Annotated in this window: 19 protein-coding genes and 1 pseudogene; 8 read left to right on the top strand and 12 right to left on the bottom strand. The window is 73.7% G+C overall.

Going from position 1 to position 21,119, the window contains the following annotated elements; translation table 11 throughout:
* Positions 1-120 precede the first annotated feature (120 nt).
* The 4 genes from POF43_RS29805 to POF43_RS29790 form a co-directional block, all read right to left on the bottom strand.
* On the bottom strand, positions 121-618 hold the full coding sequence (locus POF43_RS29805; protein ID WP_271317894.1) for a peptidylprolyl isomerase: 498 nt from the start codon (positions 616-618) through the stop codon (positions 121-123).
* Between the two features lie 285 nt (positions 619-903).
* Positions 904-2,139, bottom strand: a complete 1,236-nt coding sequence (locus tag POF43_RS29800) for a cytochrome P450 family protein (protein ID WP_282704858.1) — start codon at positions 2,137-2,139, stop codon at positions 904-906.
* Between the two features lie 285 nt (positions 2,140-2,424).
* The gene (locus tag POF43_RS29795) at positions 2,425-3,840 is read right to left on the bottom strand and encodes a L,D-transpeptidase (protein ID WP_271325379.1); all 1,416 of its coding nucleotides are present in this window, start codon (positions 3,838-3,840) and stop codon (positions 2,425-2,427) included.
* 523 nt (positions 3,841-4,363) lie between these two features.
* The gene (locus POF43_RS29790) at positions 4,364-4,765 is read right to left on the bottom strand and encodes a hypothetical protein (RefSeq protein WP_308217778.1); all 402 of its coding nucleotides are present in this window, start codon (positions 4,763-4,765) and stop codon (positions 4,364-4,366) included.
* A gap of 147 nt (positions 4,766-4,912) precedes the next feature.
* Between POF43_RS29790 and POF43_RS29785 the strand changes: the two genes are divergently transcribed.
* On the top strand, positions 4,913-5,275 hold the full coding sequence (locus POF43_RS29785; protein ID WP_271316570.1) for a hypothetical protein: 363 nt from the start codon (positions 4,913-4,915) through the stop codon (positions 5,273-5,275).
* A 144-nt stretch (positions 5,276-5,419) separates the two neighbouring features.
* On the opposite strand, the gene hutH is transcribed toward POF43_RS29785, so the two are convergent.
* From hutH to POF43_RS29760, 5 genes and pseudogenes are all read right to left on the bottom strand, one after another.
* A complete protein-coding gene (gene hutH / locus POF43_RS29780) occupies positions 5,420-6,970 on the bottom strand; it encodes a histidine ammonia-lyase (protein ID WP_271316576.1) in 1,551 nt (516 codons plus the stop codon).
* A 283-nt stretch (positions 6,971-7,253) separates the two neighbouring features.
* Positions 7,254-8,276, bottom strand: a pseudogene (locus tag POF43_RS29775) (GGDEF domain-containing protein); the annotation flags it as partial.
* A 216-nt stretch (positions 8,277-8,492) separates the two neighbouring features.
* Positions 8,493-9,311: an enoyl-CoA hydratase/isomerase family protein gene (locus POF43_RS29770; RefSeq protein WP_271316572.1), complete on the bottom strand. Its 819-nt coding sequence runs from the start codon at positions 9,309-9,311 to the stop codon at positions 8,493-8,495.
* Between the two features lie 18 nt (positions 9,312-9,329).
* Positions 9,330-10,490, bottom strand: coding sequence for an adenylate/guanylate cyclase domain-containing protein (locus POF43_RS29765; protein ID WP_372516154.1), 1,161 nt, complete (start codon positions 10,488-10,490; stop codon positions 9,330-9,332).
* 36 nt (positions 10,491-10,526) lie between these two features.
* Positions 10,527-11,414 carry a biotin--[acetyl-CoA-carboxylase] ligase gene (locus POF43_RS29760; RefSeq protein WP_271316574.1) on the bottom strand — a complete coding sequence of 296 codons (888 nt, stop codon included), beginning with the start codon at positions 11,412-11,414 and terminating at the stop codon, positions 10,527-10,529.
* A gap of 199 nt (positions 11,415-11,613) precedes the next feature.
* Between POF43_RS29760 and POF43_RS29755 the strand changes: the two genes are divergently transcribed.
* The 4 genes from POF43_RS29755 (at position 11,614) to POF43_RS29740 (ending at position 14,298) form a co-directional block, all read left to right on the top strand.
* Positions 11,614-13,194 carry an acyl-CoA carboxylase subunit beta gene (locus tag POF43_RS29755; RefSeq protein WP_282704857.1) on the top strand — a complete coding sequence of 527 codons (1,581 nt, stop codon included), beginning with the start codon at positions 11,614-11,616 and terminating at the stop codon, positions 13,192-13,194.
* Between the two features lie 8 nt (positions 13,195-13,202).
* Positions 13,203-13,406: an acyl-CoA carboxylase epsilon subunit gene (locus POF43_RS29750; protein WP_271316071.1), complete on the top strand. Its 204-nt coding sequence runs from the start codon at positions 13,203-13,205 to the stop codon at positions 13,404-13,406.
* A 67-nt stretch (positions 13,407-13,473) separates the two neighbouring features.
* Positions 13,474-13,611 carry a morphogenic membrane protein MmpB gene (gene mmpB, locus POF43_RS29745; protein ID WP_271325502.1) on the top strand — a complete coding sequence of 46 codons (138 nt, stop codon included), beginning with the start codon at positions 13,474-13,476 and terminating at the stop codon, positions 13,609-13,611.
* Between the two features lie 87 nt (positions 13,612-13,698).
* Positions 13,699-14,298 carry a Maf family protein gene (locus POF43_RS29740; protein WP_271316069.1) on the top strand — a complete coding sequence of 200 codons (600 nt, stop codon included), beginning with the start codon at positions 13,699-13,701 and terminating at the stop codon, positions 14,296-14,298.
* Here POF43_RS29740 and POF43_RS29735 read toward each other — a convergent pair.
* Positions 14,279-14,686 carry a hypothetical protein gene (locus POF43_RS29735; RefSeq protein ID WP_271316068.1) on the bottom strand — a complete coding sequence of 136 codons (408 nt, stop codon included), beginning with the start codon at positions 14,684-14,686 and terminating at the stop codon, positions 14,279-14,281. The genes POF43_RS29740 and POF43_RS29735 overlap by 20 nt on opposite strands.
* Before the next feature lie 339 nt (positions 14,687-15,025).
* Between POF43_RS29735 and POF43_RS29730 the strand changes: the two genes are divergently transcribed.
* Both POF43_RS29730 and POF43_RS29725 read left to right on the top strand, forming a co-directional pair.
* Positions 15,026-16,795, top strand: a complete 1,770-nt coding sequence (locus POF43_RS29730) for an acetyl/propionyl/methylcrotonyl-CoA carboxylase subunit alpha (RefSeq protein ID WP_282704856.1) — start codon at positions 15,026-15,028, stop codon at positions 16,793-16,795.
* 109 nt (positions 16,796-16,904) lie between these two features.
* Positions 16,905-17,465 (top strand): TetR/AcrR family transcriptional regulator, encoded by a 561-nt coding sequence (locus POF43_RS29725; RefSeq protein ID WP_271316066.1) that lies wholly within the window; start codon positions 16,905-16,907, stop codon positions 17,463-17,465.
* A gap of 126 nt (positions 17,466-17,591) precedes the next feature.
* Here the strand turns inward: POF43_RS29725 and POF43_RS29720 are convergent, their stop codons facing one another.
* Positions 17,592-18,509 carry a DeoR/GlpR family DNA-binding transcription regulator gene (locus POF43_RS29720; RefSeq protein WP_372516155.1) on the bottom strand — a complete coding sequence of 306 codons (918 nt, stop codon included), beginning with the start codon at positions 18,507-18,509 and terminating at the stop codon, positions 17,592-17,594.
* Between the two features lie 237 nt (positions 18,510-18,746).
* Entirely contained in the window at positions 18,747-20,177 is a 1,431-nt protein-coding gene (locus POF43_RS29715) for an NAD(P)H-quinone dehydrogenase (RefSeq protein WP_271316064.1), read from the bottom strand.
* A 185-nt stretch (positions 20,178-20,362) separates the two neighbouring features.
* Between POF43_RS29715 and POF43_RS29710 the strand changes: the two genes are divergently transcribed.
* Entirely contained in the window at positions 20,363-20,800 is a 438-nt protein-coding gene (locus tag POF43_RS29710; RefSeq protein ID WP_271316063.1) for a gamma-glutamylcyclotransferase family protein, read from the top strand.
* Positions 20,801-21,119 lie beyond the last annotated feature (319 nt).

Raw genomic sequence — 21,119 nt, 5'->3', positions numbered from 1 at the left:
ATCGCGCGTACACGCGACGTCGACCGGCAGCGGCTGCCGTGCGCCGCGGCTGGCCCGCTCGTGGTGGCGGCGTTCCGCGCGGGGCGGGAACACCGGCACCACGAGGGGCGGGGCCGGGGGTCAGAGCTGGCCGGACTCCGCGATCACGATCTTGGCGCTGGTACGGCCGCTCTGCGAACCGTAGGACTCGATCTTCTGGACCAGCGCGAAGCTCTCCTCGTCGGCGACCTCGCCGAACACGACGTGCTTGCCGTCCAGCCAGGACGTCACCACGGTGGTGATGAAGAACTGCGAACCGTTGGTGTTCGGGCCCGCGTTGGCCATGGACAGCAGGCCGGGCTTGTCGTGCTTGAGGGTGAAGTTCTCGTCGGCGAACTTCTCGCCGTAGATGCTCTTGCCGCCGGTGCCGTTGCCGCGGGTGAAGTCGCCGCCCTGGAGCATGAACTGCGGGATGACCCGGTGGAAGCCGGACTTCGCGAAACCGAAGCCCTTCTCGCCCGTGGCCAGGGCGCGGAAGTTCTCCGCCGTCTTGGGGGCCACCTCGTCGAACAGGTTGAAGGTGATCCGCCCGGCGGGCACGTCGTCGATGGTGATGTCGAAATAGGCCTTGATCGTCATATGCCCATCCTCCCATCCCCACGATCCGTCCGCCGTCCCGGCCGGGGGAAACGGGACCGCACCCCCGCCGGAACCGGGCCGACCAGCACCGGGGCTCCGGCGGCGCGACGGGTCTCGGCTCCGCGGGACAACGGGCCGGGGCTCCGGCGGCGCCCCCGTCCACCGTGCCGTGCGCCCCGCCTGCGCGCAGGCCGCCCCGCGCCGACCACCGCATCCGCCCCCGCCGGACCGACTGACCGACCACCGCATCCGCCCCCGTTCGGACCGCGTGACCGCCGCCGGAACTCAGCCCTCCGCCGCCGGGCCCAGCAGCACCGGCAGCGTCTCCGTGCTGTTGCTGACGATGGTCGGGCTGGGCGTCAGGGTGTCGAGGGGGACGGCCGGGGCCAGCGCGGGGAAGCGGGTGAAGAGGGCGCCGAGGGCGGTCTCGGCCTCCATGCGGGCGAGGGGCGCGCCGAGGCAGTAGTGGATGCCGTGGCCGAGGGAGAGGTGGCGGGCGGGCGGGTCGGTCGGGGTGAAGCGGTCGGCGTGCTCGCCGTATTCGGCCGGGTCGCGGCCGGCCGCGGCGTAGGAGGCGAGGATGCCGTCGCCCTTGCGTATGGTCACGCCGTCCAGCTCGATGTCGGCGGTGGCGTACCGCAGCGGGAACTGGGCGACGGGCGCGTCCCAGCGCAGGGTCTCCTCGACGACCGCGCTCCACGGCAGGGCGCCGCCGGTGACCGCGGCGCGCTGCTCGGGGTGGGCGAACAGGGCGCGGACCGCGTTGGTGAGCAGGTTGAGGGTGGTCTCGTGACCGGCGATGAACATCAGCAGCATGGTGCCGAAGAGCTCGTCGTCGGTGAGCCGGGAGCCGTCCTCGTCGCGGGCGGCGATCAGGCCGGTGGTGAGGTCGTCGCCGGGTTCGCGGCGGCGCAACTCGATGACGTCGCCGAACAGTTGGCGCAAGGTGGCCATCCTGGCCGCCGGGCCGGGCGGGTCGTCGGTCACCCGCAGCAGGTCGTGGGCCAGCACGTGGAGGCGGTGCCGGGTCTGCTCCGGCAGCCCGAGCAGTTCGCAGATGACGGCGAGCGGCAGCGGGTACGCGAAGACCTCGCGCAGGTCGACCGGGCCGGGCGGGAGTTCGGCCATCCGGTCGAGCAGCCCGGCGGTGAGCGCGGTGATGCGGGGATGCAGGGCGGCGACCCGGCGCGGGGTGAACGCCTGCGAGACCAGGCCGCGCAGCCGCCGGTGGTCGGCGCCGTCGGAGGTGGTCATGCCCTGGATGGTGACGAACGCGGTCATCGGCCAGCCCTCGGGCAGGCCGCCGTCCTCCCACACGTGCCAGTGGCGCGTTTCCTTGGAGACGGCCGGGTGGGTCAGCAGCGTCTGGAGGGTGGCGTGCCGGGTGACGGCCCAGGCGGGCACCCCGCCGGGCATGGTGACCCGCACGAGGGGCCCGCGCTGTCTGAGCTGGGCGTTCTCGGCATGCGGGTCGGACGTGTACGGGTCCAGGGGGAAGATGTCGAACGGTGAGGTGTCCACGTCGGCAATGCATCAAACCGGACCGGTGCTGTCAAGACGGCCCCGCCGCCCGGGAGTCGGGCACCGGCCCGACCAAGCCCCTTGGGCGGCCGGCCGGTTGGCCCGAGCGCGCGGTGCGGGGGCCGGGGGACGCGGCGGTGGCGGGGGCCCGGGCCCGTCGCCCGCACCTCCGCCACCGCTGGAACCGGCGAGAACCGGTGAGCACCACACCGGCCGCGCCCCCGACCTCACGGGTCACCACGCCTGGGTGGCGGCGGTGACCTCACGGGCCGGTACGCGATTCCCCTAGCCGGCGATCCCGCCGCCGCTCGCGCCACCGCTCGTACCGCCGGTCCCGTCGCCGGTCGCGCTGCCCGCGATCCACTGGCTCCACGACATGTTCCAGCCGTTGAGGCCGTTGTCGGGGGCGATGGTGTGGTCCGGGGAGTTCTGCACGGTGACGACGTCGCCGGTGAGGGAGTTGGCGTAGAACCAGGCGGCGTCGGTGGTCGGGTCGCCGGCGCCGCGCACGTCGCGGATGCCGATGCAGCCGTGGCTGGTGGGGCTGGCGCCGAAGACCGATCCGGCCGACCAGTAGTTGCCGTGGATGAAGGTCCCGGAGGTGCTCAGGCGCATCGCGTGCGGCACGTCGGGAATGTTGTACTCGCCGCCGAAGCCGACGGTGTCACCGTTCATCCGCGTCTTGGTGAACTTCTCCGAGATCACCATCTGCCCGTTGTACGTGGGGTGTTGCGGGGTGCCGGTGGAGACCGGGATGGTGCGCACGACCTGGCCGTCGCGGGTGACCGTCATCATCTGGGTGGCGACGTCGACGGTGGAGACCTGGGCGCGGCCGACGTGGAAGCGGACCGTCCTGTCCTGCACGCCGGTGACGCCGTTGGCGCCGGTGACGTGGTCGAGGCGGAGCTTGAGGGTGACGGTGGAGCCGGCCTTCCAGTAGTCGGCGGGGCGGAAGTCGATCCGCTTGGCGCCGAACCAGTGGCCGACGACGCGCTGGCCGCTGGTGGAGCTGACGGTGATGTGCGACTGGACGTCGGCCTTGTGCGTGATGGCCTTGTTGAAGTTGATGGACACCGGCATGCCGACGCCGACGGTGCTGTTGTTCTCCGGCGTGTAGTAGCCGACGAAGCTGCCGGCCGGCGAGACCGTGCTGAACGCCGCGTGCGAGACGGCCTGGCGGTTCTGGGCGTCCTTGGCCGTGGCGGTGACCGTGTAGGCGGTGGAACGGGCCAGCGCGCCGTCGGGCTGCCAGCTGTGGCCGTCGGCGGAGATCCGGCCGCTGACCGGGGCGCCGCCGGACTGCTTGACCAGCGTGACCTTGGTCAGCGTGCCGGAGGCGACGGTGACCTTGGCGTCGTGGTTGAGGCCGACGTTGCTCGCGCGGTCCTTGGGGCTGATGGTGATCCGCGCGTCGGAGGCCCGGTGGGCGGCGTCGTCGGCCGCGTGGGCCGCGGAGCCGGCGGCGGACGAGGACGGCGTGGGTGACGCCGACGTCGCTCCGGGTGCCGCCTTGGACTCGCCGGAGGTCGCTCCGTCGACGCTGCCGCACGCGGTGGCCAGCAGCGCGCCGCCGACCAGGACCGCGGCTGCCGATGCCGCGCGCCGGGCGTTGCGCTTGCGGCGCCGTGCGGCGGTCGTCCCGGGACCGGAGTTGCCGGACTGGTTCCCCGACGAGGCCTTCACCTGTCTCTCTCCATCCATACGAGGGTATAAGCGTTCTTACGTACCTCTGGAGAACATAGGGGAGGCAATGTCCGTTCTGCCCCTGATCGGCCTGTGAGGAATCCCACCGGCCCCCGGGCCCGCCGCACCGGCCATGGCGGGCGAGGCGGGCATCGGCCGGGGGCGGCCGGGCGGACACCGGCGGGCACGGGGGTCGCACCGTCGCCACGGCCGGCGCCCGGGCCCGCCGAGACGCTTGTCTCAGTCCCGGGGCGGGGGCGGGGGGCGGTGCCGATTCCTGGCGGAGGGCCGACACCGGCTTCTGTCCGGCGGATCAGCACCGCCCGGAGGACCGGCACCGCCCGGAGGACCCGCACCGCCCGGAGGGCCCGCACCGGCGCCCGCTCGCACCGCCGCAAGGCCCGCACCGCCCGGAGGACCGGCACCGCCCGGAGGACCGGCACCGCCCGGAGGACCGGCACCGCCCGGAGGACCCGCACCCGCCCGGAGGGCCCGCACCCGCCCGGAGGGCCCGCACCCGCCGCGCCGCCGAGCGGACCCGTCAGGCGCCGGGCTCGTCCCCGGCCACCGGCTCGTCCTCGTCCTCCGCCTCGTCGTCGAAGAACTCCCACTCCTCGTCGTCCGGGTCGTACTCGATGTGCGCGCTGTTCCAGGACGCCTGGACGAGGTCGACGCCGGGGACGCCGTTGACCAGGTCGAACGGGTCGACGAGGTAGGCGAGCGCCTCGGACTCGTCGCGCCGGACCGCCTCGCGGGAGCGGTCGCGTTCGGCGTCGGGCAGTTGGTCGTCGCCCTGGATCTGCTCCAGGGCCGCGGTGGTCAGCTCGGTGTCGTCGGTGATCTCCAGGACCAGCTCGACCTGGAGGCGCAGGTAACGGGTCACCGGCGCGTCGTCGCTGGTGGCGGGGGTGGCGTCGGGGCCGTTGTCGCTGTACGTACTCATGGCAGGGAGCGTAGGGCGCCCGGCGGCGGGGACGGGCCCGGGGGGCGGGGCGTGTCGCGCCGCGGGGGCAGGCGGCTTCCCGGTGCCCGGTCCACCTCACTACCATCCTGGGTTACGGTGAAGTCGCCGTCCGAGCAAGGGGGTTCCATGGCATCGCGCCGCTCGCTGACCACCACGACCGCCGCCGCGGGGGCCGTACTGATCGCGCTGTGTTTCATGCCGACCGCGTCCGCGTCGCCGGTCAAGGCCGCCGGCCGGGCACCCGCGTCGACCACTCAGGCCGCGTCACAGGGCTCCCCCGCCTCGACCACCGCGTCCGTCACCGGTGACACCGCAGCCACCGGTGACGCCGCCGCGCCCGGCGCGCAGACCGCGCAGGCGCCGGCCGGGCTGGCCGACACCGGTGCGGTGGACACCACCCCGTACGTGGTCGGCGGCGCCGGCTTCCTCGGCGTGGGCGCGGCGCTGCTGCTCGCGGCACGGCGCCGCGCCCTGATGCTGGAAGCCTGACCGGTTCCGGGACCTGACGCCGGGGGCCTGACCGCTCCCGCACCCTGACGCTGCAAGCCCGACCGGGCCCCGCGCCCTGATGCGGGCGGGCTGACCGGCGCCGGCCCCTGCGCCGGCCCCGGGACCGGTCCCGCAGGCCGCGGGTCAGGCCAGTTCGCCGGTGACCGACTCGGCGGCCGCGACCAGGCCGCCGGAGCGGACGAACGTTTCCGCGGCGGCCAGGTCCGGGGAGAGGAAACGATCCCTCCCGGGCCCCCGTACACCGGCGGCGCGGGCCGCCTCGACGACCGCGCGGCTGGCCGGCGCCGCGTGCAGGACCGTGCTGGACTGCTCGCGCAGCTCGATCGCCCGGGTGGCGGCGACGAGTTCGATGGCGAGGATCCGGGTGAGGTTGTCCACCGCCAGCCGCAGCTTGCGCGCCGCGGACCAGCCCATGGAGACGTGGTCCTCCTGCATCGCCGAGGACGGGATGGAGTCGGCGGAGGCCGGGACCGCGTGCCGCTTGTTCTCGCTGACCAGCGCCGCCTGGGTGTACTGGGCGATCATCAGACCGGAGTCGACGCCCGGGTCGTCCGCCAGGAACGGCGGCAGGCCGTGCGAGCGGTTCTTGTCCAGCAGGCGGTCGGTGCGCCGTTCCGCTATCGAGCCCAGGTCGGCGGCGGCGATGGCGAGGAAGTCCAGCACGTAGCCGACCGGGGCGCCGTGGAAGTTGCCGTTGGACTCCACCCGGCCGTCCGCCAGGACCACCGGGTTGTCGACGGCGGCGGCCAGTTCGCGTTCCGCCACCAGCGTCGCGTGGCTGAGGGTGTCGCGGCCGGCGCCGGCCACCTGCGGGGCGCAGCGGATGGAGTACGCGTCCTGGACCCGGGGCGCCTCGTCCTGGTGGTGGCCGGTCAGCCCGGAGCCGGCCAGCACGCGGCGCATGTTGTCGGCGCTGGCGGCCTGGCCGGGGTGCGGGCGGATGGCGTGCAGTTCGGGGGCGAGCACCCGGTCGGTGCCGAGCAGCGCCTCCAGCGACAGCGCGGCGGTGATGTCCGCGGCGGTGAACAGTGCGGCGAGGTCGGCGCAGGCCATCAGCAGCATGCCGAGCATGCCGTCGGTGCCGTTGAGCAGCGCCAGGCCCTCCTTCTCGCGCAACTCGACCGGGGTGATGCCGTGTTCGGCGAGCAGTTCGCCGGCCGGGCGCACCACGCCGTCCGGGCCCTCCGCGTCGCCCTCGCCCATCAGCGCGAGCGCGCAGTGCGACAGCGGCGCGAGGTCGCCGGAGCAGCCGAGCGAGCCGAACTCGTGGACGACGGGCGTGATGCCGGCGTTGAGCAGGGCGGCCATCGCCTCGGCGACCACCGGCCGTACTCCGGTATGACCGGACGCCAGGGTCTTCAGGCGCAGGAACATCAGCGCCCGCACCACCTCGCGTTCGACCCGGCCGCCCATGCCGGCGGCGTGCGAGCGGACGATGGAACGCTGCAACTGGGCCCGCAGTTCCGGTCCGATGTGGACGGTGGCCAGCGCGCCGAAGCCGGTGGAGACCCCGTAGACCGGCCGGGACTCCGCCGCCAGCGCGTCGATGACCGCGCGGGAGGCGGCGATGCCGGCCAGCGCCTGTTCCGACAGTTCGACCCGGGCGGCGCCGCGCGCCACGGCCAGTACGTCCTCGGCGCTCGTCCCGGATGCCCCCAACACCACACTGTGCATATTCATATTCACGCACCCTAAAGACTGAATCGCTTGCTGTCACGACCCGGTTCCGTCACACCTTCACCGGGCACCGCTCCCAGCCCGTCCGGCACGGGGGTCCTCACCGGGGTCCCCCGTCCGGTCCCGCACCGGTTTCGCCCTCGGGTCCCGCGCCGGGGCCCTCGCCGGGTCCGCCCCCGGCTCCCGCGCCGGGTTCACCGTCGCGCCCCACGCCCGGCCCCGCACCGGATTCGCCGCCAGGCCCCGCACCGGGCTCACCGTCGCGTCCCGCCCCGGGCACCGGCCGCCCCCGGAAGCTGCGGCGTTCCGCGGCGTCCGCTCCCTCGGGGCCCGCCGGGCCGGCCGGGCCGGTCGCGTCGGCCAGTTCGGCCACCGCCCGCCCGGCGACCACCGGTCTGGCGGAACGTTCCGCCTTGGCGCGGTACTGGGCGGCGTCCGCCAGCCGCAGCAGCCGCCGGGCCGAGCGGACCGGGCCCGCGCCGCCGTCGGTCGACGCCACGCCGACCGCCACCCCGTCGCCGAGCCCCAGCCACCGCGCCCGCTCGCACAGCAGCTCGGCGGTCGCCTCCACCCGCGCCGCGTCGACCCCCTCCGCGACCAGGCAGAACTCGTCGCCGCCCAGCCGTCCCGCCAGGCTGCCCGCCAGCGTCGCCGCGCACAACGACAGCACCGAGCCGAACCCGACCAGCAGCCGGTCCCCCACCTCGTGCCCGAGGCTGTCGTTGACCCGCTTGAGCCCGTTGAGGTCGCACACCACCAGGCTCACCGCGGTGCCCTCGTTGCGGTGCCGCTGCAACGCCTCCTCCAGCCGGGCGTCGACCGCCCGCCGGTTCGCCAGCCCGGTCAGCGGGTCGGTGAACGCCAGCCGCCGGGCCTCCTCCAGCCGCTCGGTCTGCGCGATCCCGGCCGCGACCACCGCCGCCAGCACCGCCGCGAAGTCCGCGTCCGCCTGCCCGAAGACCGGGTCCGCGGCGCCCCGCGCGACGTACAGCTCGCCCCACACCCGGCCGTGCAGCACGATCGGCGCGGCCACCGCGCGGCCCCGGCGGCGGACGGCGGCTCCGGACTGCTGGGGGTAGGGGTCGATCAGCGGGACGGCGTGGCCGGAGTACGGGTCGTCCGGCGGGGGCGTGCCGGATGACGCCAGCGGGGTCAGGCCGCCGCGTTCGCCGTCGCCGCGTACGGCCACGGTGGCGAACGCGGCGTCCAGCGCGGTGAGGGCCCGTTCGACGGAGGAGCGGGCCGCGTCCAGCGGGGTGTGCGCCGCCGCTACGGCCTGGGCGATGCCCACGACAGCGGTCATACGGTCCACGGCCCCACCTCCCCGCTGCCGGCCGGTCCACGCCGTGCGTGGCCGACGTCCTCGGACACCGCCGGCGGCCCCGGCGGCGCGGCCGGGGTCACTGGTGGTGGAGCCGCTACGCCCAGGCTACGGACAAAACGGTCGTACGGTACGTCGGGGGCGCCGGGCGTCACACCTGCGGCGGCAGGCGGCGTACGGCGTTCCGGGCGGCCGGGGTCACAGGCCGGGCCAGTCGGGGCGGCGCTTTTCGTTGAAGGCGGCGATGCCTTCGGCACGGTCGGGGGAGAAGGCGATGGTGCGCCAGGCGCCGTCCTCCAGTTCCAGGCCCTCGCGCAGGCCCACGCCGTTGCCCAGGCGCATGGCGCGTTTGGCGGCGCGCAGGCCGACCGGGGAGTTGAGCGCGATGCGGCCGGCCAGGTCGAGGGCGTCGGCGCGGTCCTGGCCGGCGGCGGTGAGGATGTCGATCATGCCGAGGGTGAGCGCCTCGGCGGCCGGGACCCGGCGGGCGGTGAAGACGAGTTCCGCGGCGCGGGCGGCACCGACGCGGCGCGGGAGCAGCTGGGTGCCGCCGCCGCCGGGGATGACGCCGACGGAGACCTCGGGCAGCCCCACGACCGCGCTGGGGTCGGCGACGATGATGTCGCACGACAGCGCCAGCTCGTAGCCGCCGCCGAGCGCGAAGCCGTGGACGGCGGCGATGGTGGGCATCGGCAGGTCCAGCACGCCGGTGTAGCAGGCGCGGGTGACCGGCCGCTGGCGGCCGAAGTCCGCGTCGGTGAAGGAGTTGCGCTCCTTGAGGTCGGCGCCGACGCAGAAGGCCCGCTCGTGGCTGGAGCTGAGGACCGTGACGCGGACGCCCTGGTCGGCGGCGAGCGCGGCGCAGGCGGCGGCGACGGCGCGGGCCATGTCGCTGGAGATCGCGTTGAGCGCCTTGACCCGGTCCAGCACCAGCTCGGCCACGTGGCCGTGCTCACCGTGCCGCCGGACGGCGACCCACTCACCGAACCTGTCCTCGTGTGCCTGGTCATCCGTCATGAGCGCGATCATGACATGTCAGGCACGCCGCGTCAGCATCCAGGGCTCGACGACTCCGAGACCGCGCACCGGGCGCCGGAACATCGGCTGGACGGCGAAGCGGTACTTCTCCCCGTCGGCGACGTCGGCCTCGGAGACCGGGGCGTCACCGGCCGCGCCGAGCGCCTGGGCGAACGCGCCGTCGATCAGGACGGCGTCCTTGGGCGCTATCGAGGTGAGCCGGCTGGCGAGGTTGACCGTGGTGCCGAAGACGTCGCCCATCCGGGTGGTGACGGTGCCGAACGCCATGCCGACGCGCAGCGCGGGCATCGTCTCGTCACCGTTCATCGTCTCGATCAGGCGCATGGCGATCTCGGCGGCGATGCCGGGGTCGTCGGCCACGAAGAGGACCTCGTCGCCGAGGGTCTTGATCAGCCGGCCGCCGTGCGCGGCGACCAGGTCGGCGCAGGTGGTCTCGAACGCCTCGACCAGCTCGCCGAGCTCCTCCTCCTCCAGGCGGCGGGTGAGCCGGGTGAAGCCGACCAGGTCGGCGAAGCCGACGGCGAGCCGGCGGTTGACGGCCTCCTCGTCGTCGGCCTGGGCGACCCGGCTGGTGGCGGCGGCCAGCTGGCGGCGCCAGACGTAGATCAGGAACTCCTCCAGCTCGGGCAGGAGCAGTTCGACCAGCGGGTAGGCGACCTCGGCGCGGGTCATGCCGGGCTCGGGCGGCTCGGTCAGGCCCTCCAGGAAGGAGTCGGTCTGCCAGTCGGCCAGCCGGGCGGTGGTCTGGCCGGTGGAGCGGGCCACCTGGATGGCCATCGACTCGCTCAGCAGGCCGGCCTCGACCAGACCGGACAGCCGGCGCAGCGCCAGGACGTCGGCCTCGGTGAGCGCCTTGGCCTGGCCGATGTCGGCGAAGCCCATGGCCCGCCAGAAGCGGGAGGCGAGATCCATCGACACGCCCGCGCTGCGGGCGGCCTGGAACGGGGTGTAGCGGCGTTCCGCGCCAAGGATGAGGTGTTCCAGGCGCAGCGCCAGCGGATCGTCACCCGCTGTGACGTCGGACGGGTCCGCCGCCCTCGGGTCCTCGTGCGGAGGCGTGCCCGCGTCGTCGGCGGTCACCGTCGGCCCCCTGTCCGGCTCCTGACCACTGCCCTTCCGATCACTGGGGGTCCCCCGGGGCCAGCCCCGGGACAACATCGGCTCAACGATACGGCAGTGTGCCGTAGCTCACGCTCACCGCGGTCCGGCACCGGGCTCCGGGGGGCTCGCGGCGGGCCGGACGTGGACCACATCACCGGCGGAAACCGCTTCGCGGCGGCCGTCGGCGAGGACCACCAGGCGGCCGTCGGCATCGATGGCGACCGCCTCGCCGACCAGGTCACGGCCGCCGGGCAGCTCGGCGCGGACGGTCAGGCCCAAGGTGGCACAGCCGGCCGCGTAGGTCTCCTGGAGGCGGCAGGCGTGCGGGTCGCCGCCGGCCTCGCGCCAGGCGGTGTACCACTGCTCCAGCGAGCGCAGCAGGGCCCGCAGCACCGGGTCGCGGTCGGTGACGGGGGCGCCGGCCAGGGCCAGCGATCCGGCGGTGGGCACCGGCAACTCGTCGTCACGCAGCGTGACGTTGAGACCGATGCCGATGACGATGCCGGTGTCGTCGGCCCGTTCGGCGAGGATGCCGGCCGCCTTGCGGTGCCCGTCGCCGACGGTGACCAGCAGGTCGTTGGGCCACTTCAGCGCGGTGTCGATCCCGGCCGAGCGCGAGACGGCCGCCGCGGTGGCCACGCCGGCCAGCAGCGGCAGCCAGCCCCAGCGCTCCAGCGGCACCGGGGCCGCGTCGCGGTAGGGGGCGCCGGGCCGCAGCAGCACGGACAGGAACAACCCCGAGCGGGCCGGCGCGGTCCACCGGCGGTCCAGCCGGCCCCGCGCGGCCCCCTGCTCCTCGGCGACCAGCACCGCGCCCTGCGCGGCCCCGGCACGGGCCCGGGCCACCAGGTCGGTGTTGGTCGAACCGGTGGTGGCGACCACGTCCAGCGCGGTCCACAGCCCGCCGGGCGCGATCAGCCCGCGGCGCAGCGCGGTCTCGTTCAGCGGCGGGCGGTCCAGGTCGGACCAGCGGTTCGTCATACCCAGAGCCTACGAGGGAAGGGGCATCCGGTGCTGTGGGGTCCGGTGGGCGCCCCGGCCGCGGTCGGACCGGACGGCGGCCGGTGTGGCCAACGCCGCAGTGCCCGGGGCCGTACGCCGCGGCTACGGTAGGAACCGAAGTTACCCGCCCGTCACATCGTGTCCGGAGGCGACCGGACGAGACCAGGAGACCCCTGACATGGCCGAGCCGGAGTACGACATCCACACCACCGCGGGGAAGCTGGCGGATCTGCGGGCGCGGGTCGAGCTGGCGACGCATGCCGGGTCGGCGCGGGCGGTGGACAAGCAGCACGCGAAGGGGAAGCTGACGGCGCGTGAGCGGGTGCTGCTGTTGCTGGACGAGGATTCGTTCGTGGAGCTGGACGAGTTCGCGCGGCACCGGTCGACGAATTTCGGTCTGGAGGGGACGCGTCCGTACGGCGATGGTGTGGTGACCGGGTACGGGACGGTGGAGGGACGTCCGGTGGCGGTCTTCTCGCAGGATTTCACGGTGTTCGGCGGTGCCCTGGGTGAGGTGTACGGGGAGAAGATCGTGAAGGTGATGGACTGGGCGTTGCGCAACGGGTGTCCGGTGGTGGGGATCAATGATTCGGGTGGGGCGCGGATTCAGGAGGGTGTGGCGTCGCTGGGGATGTACGGGGAGATCTTCCGGCGCAATACGCATGCGTCGGGGGTGATTCCGCAGATTTCCCTGGTGCTGGGTCCGTGTGCGGGTGGGGCGGTGTATTCGCCGGCGATCACGGATTTCGTGGTGATGGTGGACGGCACGTCGCACATGTTCATCACGGGTCCGGATGTGATCCGGACGGTGACGGGTGAGGAGGTGGGGTTCGAGGAGCTGGGGGGTGCGCGGTCGCACGCGTCGCGGTCGGGGAACGCGCATCACATGGCGGGGGACGAGAGGGAGGCGGTGGAGTACGTGCGGGCGCTGCTGTCGTACCTGCCGGGCAACAATCTGGAGGAGCCGCCGGTGGTGGCGCAGGTGGCGGATGTGACGGTGGGTGCGGCGGACGCGGAGCTGGACGCGTTGGTGCCGGATTCGGCGAATCAGCCGTACGACATGCACGCGGTGTTCGAGCGGGTGCTGGACGACGGGGAGTTCTTGGAGACGCAGGCGTTGTTCGCGCCGAACATCCTGACGGGGTTCGGGCGGGTGGAGGGCCGGCCGGTGGGGGTGGTGGGCAATCAGCCGATGATGTTCGCGGGGTGTCTGGACATCGACGCGTCGGAGAAGGCGGCGCGGTTCGTGCGTACCTGTGACAGTTTCAATGTGCCGGTGCTGACGTTCGTGGATGTGCCGGGGTTTTTGCCGGGCACGGATCAGGAGTGGAACGGGATCATCCGGCGGGGGGCGAAGCTGATCTACGCGTACGCGGAGGCGACGGTGCCGCTGATCACGGTGATCACCCGTAAGGCGTACGGGGGTGCGTACGACGTGATGGGGTCGAAGCACCTGGGGGCGGATCTGAATCTGGCGTGGCCGACGGCGCAGATCGCGGTGATGGGCGCGCAGGGGGCGGTCAACATCCTGCACCGGCGCGCGCTCGCGGAGGCCGATGATCCCGAGGCGTTGCGGCAGGAGCTGATCGCGCGGTACGAGGACACGCTGCTGAATCCGTACGTGGCGGCCGAACGCGGCTACGTCGACGCGGTCATCGCCCCGTCCGAGACCCGCGTCCACATCGTCAAGGCCCTGCGCACCCTGCGCAACAAGCGCGAGACCCTCCCGCCCAAGAAGCACGGCAACATCCCGCTGTAGGAGACGTCATGATGCTGAAGGTCGTACGGGGCAATCCGACCCCGGAGGAACTGGCGGCCGCGCTGGCGGTGGTGACCGCCCGCTCGGCGGTCGCCGCGGCCGACGAGGGCGAACCGGCGCCGCGCCGGTGGGCCGACCCGGCCCGGGTGGCGGCCGGGCCGCTGCCGCGGTTCGGCGCCGGCGCGTGGCGTACGACGTACTGGCCGCGCTGAGGCACCGGCTCCGTTCTGAGTACGCGTACTCAGGCGCGAACCGGCGCCGGGGCCCAGCATCGTCAGCATGCTGTGGTCACAAGGCCGGCCCCACCAGCCCTCCGCGGAGTCGCGCAGGGCCGGTGTCATGGTGCGCCGGAGCGGATGGGTGCTGGGCGTGCTGCTGCCGTCGGTGATGGTCATGGTGGTCGCCTGGCGTCCGTGAACGCCGCCGGGCGGCCCGGGCGCCGGCGGACCGGGGGCGGGTGACCCGTGGCGGAAACCGTCGCCCCGACCGCTTAACCTGACCCGCATGAATCCTGAGCACGTTCTGGTACTCGCGTCCGCCTCGCCGGCCCGGCTCGGACTGCTGAAGCGGGCCGGGCTCAATCCCCGCGTCGTCGTCAGCGGCGTGGACGAGGACGCCCTTTCCGCCGCCACCCCGGCCGACCTGGCCCAGGTGCTGGCCGAGGCCAAGGCCGGCACGGTGGCCGGCCAACTCCCCTTCGACGCCCTGGTGATCGGCTGCGACTCGGTCCTCGACCTCGACGGGGTCGCGCTGGGCAAGCCCGCCGACGCCGACGACGCCGTCGCCCGCTGGAAGGCGATGCGCGGCCGCTCCGGCGTCCTGCACACCGGCCACTGCGTCATCGACACCTTCAACGGCCGGCGCATCTCGGCGACCGGGTCGACCACCGTGTGGTTCGGCGAGCCGGACGACGAGGAGATCGAGGCCTACGTGGCCAGCGGCGAACCGCTCAGCGTGGCGGGCGCGTTCACCCTCGACGGCCTGTCGGCGCCGTTCATCGAGGGCATCGAGGGCGACCCGGCCAACGTCATCGGCCTGTCGCTGCCGCTGCTGCGCCGGATATTCACCGAACTGGGCTTCCGCATCACGGACTTGTGGCAATGACCGGCCGGGGGTAGATCACCAGGGTCGCCACCAGCAGCGCCAGCACCACCATCAGCGCGCCGAAGGCGGCCCACCCGACCATGCCCACCACGACCGCGCCCAGCACGCCCTGCACCACGGCACACACCACCAGCAGCAGCCGGTTGACCCGGCCCGGCGCCCGGTCGCGGACCGCGGTGCGCACCTCGATGACGGCGCAGACCAGCAGGTAGAGGCCCAGGACGGCACCGGCCGCCCAGGCGCCGGAGGTCATCGCGCCGGGCTTGAGGCCGCCCAGCGACATGCTCTGGCGTTTCACCGCGAGCCCCAGCACCATGTTGACGAAGACGATCACCACGGCCTCCGCCACCAGGGCGAGGGCCGCGGCGACGGCTATGGGTCTGCGCATCTGGTTCTCCCTGCGACTCGGCCCCTCAACGCTACGCACCGGTATCGGCCGGCGACAAGAGCGGAGCGGCCTCCACCCGTCGGCAAACTTTCCGGCGATCAGCCGTAGGGTTCCGACAAAGAATCACCCGTCAGGTGACCGGAGGGACACTCCCGTCCCCCGCCCGGACGCAATGCCGCTCCGCGTGGTCACCGGCGGCGTACCGTGGAGCGACGCGGGATGCGACGCCGTGGCGGACCCGAAGGCCACGGAGCGTGTGGGCAAGCTCACCCGCGGGGACGGGTCGGCACGACGTGTCGGCATTCCCTAAACTCCACTTGTTCCAAGGAGGGAGCCATCGTGCGCAAGGTGCTCATCGCCAACCGCGGCGAAATCGCCGTCCGCGTCGCCCGCGCTTGCCAGGACGCCGGGATCGCCAGCGTAGCCGTGTACGCCGAGCCGGACCGGGACGCGCTGCATGTGCGCGCGGCCGACGAGGCGTACGCGCTGGGCGGCGACACCCCGGCGGGCAGTTACCTCGACATCGGCAAGGTGTTGAAGGCGGCGGCGGACTCCGGTGCGGACGCCGTCCATCCCGGGTACGGGTTCTTGTCGGAGAACGCGGAGTTCGCCCAGGCGGTGCTGGACGCCGGTCTGACGTGGATCGGCCCGCCGCCGCAGGCCATCCGTGACCTGGGCGACAAGGTGGCGGCCCGTCACATCGCCCAGCGCGCCGGTGCGCCGCTGGTGGCCGGCACCCCCGACCCGGTCTCCGGTGCCGATGAGGTGGTGGCCTTCGCCAAGGAGCACGGGCTGCCGATCGCGATCAAGGCGGCCTTCGGTGGTGGCGGGCGGGGTCTGAAGGTGGCCCGCACCCTCGAAGAGGTGCCCGAGCTGTACGAGTCCGCGGTGCGCGAGGCGGTGGCGGCCTTCGGGCGCGGCGAGTGCTTCGTGGAGCGCTACCTCGACCGGCCCCGGCACGTGGAGACCCAGTGCCTGGCCGACACCCACGGCAACGTGGTCGTCGTCTCCACCCGGGACTGCTCGCTGCAGCGCCGGCACCAAAAGCTCGTCGAGGAGGCGCCCGCGCCGTTCTTGACCCCGCGGCAGACCGAGCAGCTGTACGCCTCCTCCAAGGCCATCCTGCGCGAGGCCGGCTACGTCGGCGCCGGCACCTGCGAGTTCCTCGTCGGGCAGGACGGCACGATCTCCTTCCTGGAGGTCAACACCCGCCTGCAGGTGGAACACCCGGTCACCGAGGAGGTCTCCGGGATCGACCTGGTGCGCGAGATGTTCCGCATCGCCGACGGCGAGGCCCTCGGCTACGACGACCCGCCGCTGCGCGGACACTCCCTGGAGTTCCGCATCAACGGCGAGGACCCCGGCCGCGGGTTCCTGCCCGCCCCCGGCACCGTCACCCGCTTCGACGCCCCCACCGGCCCGGGCGTGCGCCTGGACGCCGGGGTGGAGGCCGGCTCGGTGATCGGCCCGGCGTGGGACTCGCTGCTGGCGAAGCTGATCGTCACCGGCGCCACCCGCGCCCAGGCCCTGCAACGCGCCGCCCGGGCGCTGCGGGAGTTCACCGTGGAGGGCATGGCCACCGCCGTCCCCTTCCACCGCGCGGTCGTCACCGACCCCGCCTTCGCCCCCGAACTGACCGGCAGCGACGCCCCGTTCACCGTCCACACCCGGTGGATCGAAACCGAGTTCGACAACACCATCCCCCCCTTCACCGGCGGCGCGACCGACGACGAAGAGGGTGAGGGCGCCCGCGAGACGGTCGTCGTCGAGGTCGGCGGCAAACGCCTCGAAGTCACCCTGCCCGCCTCCTTCGGCGGCGGAATCGCCCTGGCCGCACCCGGCACGAAGAAGACCCCGCGCCGCAAGGCCGCCAAGAAGTCCGGCGCCTCCTCCGGCGACACCCTCGCCTCACCGATGCAGGGCACCATCGTCAAGGTCGCCGTCGAAGAGGGCCAGGAAGTCGCCGAGGGCGACCTCATCGTGGTGCTGGAAGCGATGAAGATGGAACAGCCCATCACCGCCCACCGCACCGGCACCGTCAAGGGCCTGACCGCCGACGTCGGCGCCTCCGTCTCCTCCGGCGCCACCCTCTGCGAGATCAAGGACTGACCCCCCGGCAGCACCGCCCGCGGGCCCCGGCCGTACCTCGGCTGGGGCCCGCGGCCGTATGCCCGTAGGTTACGAGGGCAACGAACGGGTGGAAGGCAGGGATCCGGTGATGACGAAGCCGATGCGCGCGGACGCGCGGCGCAACTACCAACGGCTGGTCGAGGTCGCGACCACGGCGTTCGCGGAGCACGGTGCCGACGCGCCGCTGGAGGACATCGCCCGGCGTGCCCAGGTCGGCATCGGCACCCTGTACCGCCACTTCCCCGACCGTGAGGAGCTGATGGCGGCGGTCTTCCAGGGCGAACTCGACGCGCTGGTCACCCTCGCCGAGCAACTGCGCGCCGAGCAGCCCGCGTTGACCGCGCTGAACAGCTGGCTGCGGGCCGTCGTGGCGCACACCACCGCCTACCGCGGGCTCGGCCGGTCGCTGATGGCCGCCCGCGCCGCGTCGATGGGGGTGTGCCAGGGCACGCTGCGCGCCGCCGCCGCCGAACTGCTGACCGGCGCCCAGCAGGCCGGCCAGGTGCGCGCGGACGCCCGGGTGGACGACCTGATGCACCTGGCCTGCGCCATCGCGCTCGCCGCCGAACGCTCACCCCAGGACCCGCGGCTCGCCGACCGCCTGCTGGACCTGGCCGTCGAGGGGCTGCGGACGCGCGCCGAGGAGTGACGGCGCGGCACCGGTGCGCCGGGGGCGGCCCGCGGGTGCCGGGGCACCGTCCCGGCACCGGTCAGCGGCGGCGGTCGGCGTCACCGGTCGGCGTCACCGGTCGGCGTCACCGGTCGGCGTCACCGGTCAGCGGCGGCGGGGTGCCAGGTCGGCGCCCCGGCCGTCCGGCTGGCTCGGCGGCGCGTTGCGCAGCGGTCCGGTGGCCGGTCCCGCGGTCTGCCGGGCGTGCCGGCGCGGACCGGGGACCGGCGTCTCTCTTCGCGAGGTGGTCCCGGCGTCCTGGCCGGGCCCGTCCCGTTCGGTCTGCGCGAGGGTGATCCGCACGCCCTGGTCGGCGAGCGCCTGGAGTTCGGTGGCGGCGCGCTCCTCCCCCGGTGGCGGCTCGTCGGTCACCAGATGGGTGATCAGCTCCGGCGCCACCGTCTGGAACATGGTGTCGGTGCCCAGCTTCCCGTGGTCGGCGAGCACGACGACCTCGGCGGCCGCGGCCACCAGGGCGCGGTCCACGCTGGCGGAGAGCATGTTGGACGTGGACAGGCCGCGTTCCGCGGTCAGGCCGTTGCCGGAGACGAACGCCCGCGAGACCCGCAGCCCGGCCAGCGACTGCTCGGCACCGCTGCCCACCAGCGCGTAGTTGGACCCGCGCAGCGTGCCGCCGGTCATCACCACCTCGACCCGGTTGGCGTGCGCGAGGGCCTGCGCGACCAGCAGCGAGTTGGTGACCACCGTCAGGCCCGGAATCCGGGCCAGCCGGCGGGCCAGCTCCTGCGTGGTGGTGCCGGCCCCCACGACGATGGCCTCGCCCTCCTCGACCAGCGAGGCGGCCAGGTCGGCGATCGCGGTCTTCTCCGCGGTCGCGAGATGGGTCTTCTGCGGGAAGCCCGATTCCCGGGTCAGGCCGCCCGGCAGCACCGCGCCGCCATGGCGACGGTCCAGGAGCCCATCGGCCTCCAGCGCCCGCACGTCACGCCGTACGGTCACTTCGGAGGTCTGGACGACGCGTGCGAGTTCACGGAGCGACACCGCGCCGTTCGCCCGTACCATTTCGAGGATCAACTGACGACGTTCTGCTGCGAACACGAAACTGACAGTAACGCCAACACGCGTCGGCTTTCAGTGTTTTGCACCAATTACCAGAAGTTGTTCACGTGACGGCGGTACAAGTGCTATGTGCGGTTGATCGGCGCGGGCACCGGCGGTAACCGTGTGCCGGTGGTTGCTGGGCGGCGCCGCAGGCCGGGGAGGCAGCCCGGCCCGGCGTCAGTCGGTGCGGTGGCTGAGTCAGTCGGTGCGGCGGCTGTGGAGCTGGCGGGCGACCTCGGCGATCGAGCCGGACAGCGACGGGTAGACGGTGAAGGTGTTGGCGATCTGCTCGACGGTGAGGTTGTTGTCGACGGCGATCGAGATCGGGTGGATCAGCTCGCTGGCGCGCGGCGCGACCACCACGCCGCCGACCACGATGCCGGTGCCCGGGCGGCAGACCAGTTTCACGAAGCCGTCGCGGATGTCCTGCATCTTCGCCCGCGGGTTGCGCAGCAGCGGCAGCTTCAGCACCCGGGCGTCGATCCGGCCGGCGTCCACGTCCGCCTGGCTGTAGCCGACGGTGGCGATCTCCGGGTCGGTGAAGACGTTCGCCGAGACCGTCTTGAGGTTCAGCGGCGCGACCGCGTCACCGAGGAAGTGGTACATCGCGATGCGGCCCTGCATCGCCGCGACCGAGGCCAGCGCGAACACGCCGGTGCAGTCACCGGCCGCGTAGACGCCCGGCGCGGAGGTGCGCGAGACCTTGTCGGTCCACACGTGCCCGGAGTCCTTCAGCCGGACCCCGGCCTCCTCCAGGCCCATGCCGGCGGTGTTCGGGATCGAGCCGACCGCCATCAGGCAGTGCGAACCGGTGATGACCCGGCCGTCCGCCAGCGTCACCTCCACCCGGTCGCCGACCCGCTCAGCCGCCGTCGCGCGGGAACGCGCCATGACGTTCATGCCGCGCCGCCGGAAGACGTCCTCCAGCACCGCCGCCGCGTCCGGGTCCTCGCCGGGTAGCACGCGGTCGCGGCTGGAGACCAGCGTCACCTTCGAGCCCAGCGCCTGGTAGGCGCCGGCGAACTCCGCACCGGTCACACCGGAGCCGACCACGATCAGCTCTTCCGGCAGCTCCTCCAGGTCGTAGACCTGGGTCCAGTTCAGGATGCGCTCGCCGTCCGGCAGCGCGTCCGGCACCTCGCGCGGGTGCGCGCCGGTCGCGATCAGCACCGCGTCCGCGGTCAGCGTCTCCGCCGTCCCGTCGGCGGCCGTCACGGTCACCTTGCGGCCGCCGTCCATCGCCCGTTCCTGCTCCAGCCGGCCGCGACCGCGCAGGACGCGGCCGCCGGCCCGGGTGACGGAGGCGGTGATGTCGTGCGACTGGGCCAGTGCCAGCCGCTTGACCCGGCGGTTGACCTGCCCGAGGTCCACCCCGTGCACGCGGGCGGCCTCCTTCTCCGGCGGGGTGTCGTCCGCGACGATGATCCCCAGCTCCTCGTAGGAGGAGTCGAACGTCGTCATGACCTCGGCGGTGGCGATGAGCGTCTTCGACGGCACGCAGTCGGTCAGCACCGACGCGCCGCCGAGACCGTCGCAGTCGACGACGGTCACCTCCGCGCCCAACTGGGCCGCGACCAGCGCAGCCTCGTATCCGCCGGGTCCGCCACCGATGATCACGATCGAAGTCACGTTCCCATTGTCCCGCACGCCCCGGCCGGTCCACGCGGCGCCCCGCGTCTGCGGGGTTCCGCCCGGCCCGCGCCCCTCGCCGGCGGGCTCCGCGGAACGCCGGGGGCGCCCACCGGCGGGCGTTCCGGCACCCGCTCGGGCCGTTCCGGGTGGCCACGGCACCCGGCTCCCGTACGCTGTCGGGCATGTCGCTCTACGCCGCGTACGCCGGCAACCTCGACGCGCGGCTGATGATCCGCCGCGCACCGCACTCCCCCCTGCGCGGCACCGGCTGGCTCGACGGCTGGCGGCTGACCTTCGGCGGCGAGCAGATGGGCTGGGAGGGAGCACTCGCGACGCTGGTCGAGGACCCGCTCCACCAGGTCTTCGTCGGCCTGTACGACCTCGCCGGCAGCGACGAGGACTCGCTGGACCGCTGGGAGGGCGTCCCCTTGGGGATCTACCGCCGCACCACGGTCCGCGTCCACACGCTGGAAGGGGACGTCGCCGCGTGGGCGTACGTCCTCAACGACTACGAGGGCGGCCTCCCGTCGGCCCGCTACCTGGGCGAGATCGCCGACGCGGCGGAATCCGCGGGCGCCCCGCACGACTACGTGATGGAACTCCGCAAACGCCCGTGCTGAGTCCGCGGGACCGGGCCGGACGAGCCCGCACCGGGGCGTGACGGGAGCGAGGCGGGCGGGGTGGGTCCCTGAGGTGGAGGCTTGCGCTGTTTGTGGCCCCCGTACCAGGCGTGGAGGGGCGGATCGCGGAGGCGGGGGCCGTAAATATCCCGTCCTCCGCCGGGGACCCGCACCGCCCGCCCCGACCCACGGCGGACCGGCGCGCAGGACGACGACCCCGCCCCGACCACCGGCGCAACCCCCACGCACCCGAGGCGAAAGCCCCCAGCGGAGCAAGCCGCCGAAAGACCACGCCCCACCCGGCCACCGGCGCAACCCC

This window comes from Streptantibioticus silvisoli (assembly GCF_027947535.2).
GTDB lineage: Bacteria > Actinomycetota > Actinomycetes > Streptomycetales > Streptomycetaceae > Streptantibioticus_C > Streptantibioticus_C silvisoli.
Note: the sequence above shows the minus strand (reverse complement) of the source record. Positions and strands in the feature narration are given on the sequence as shown.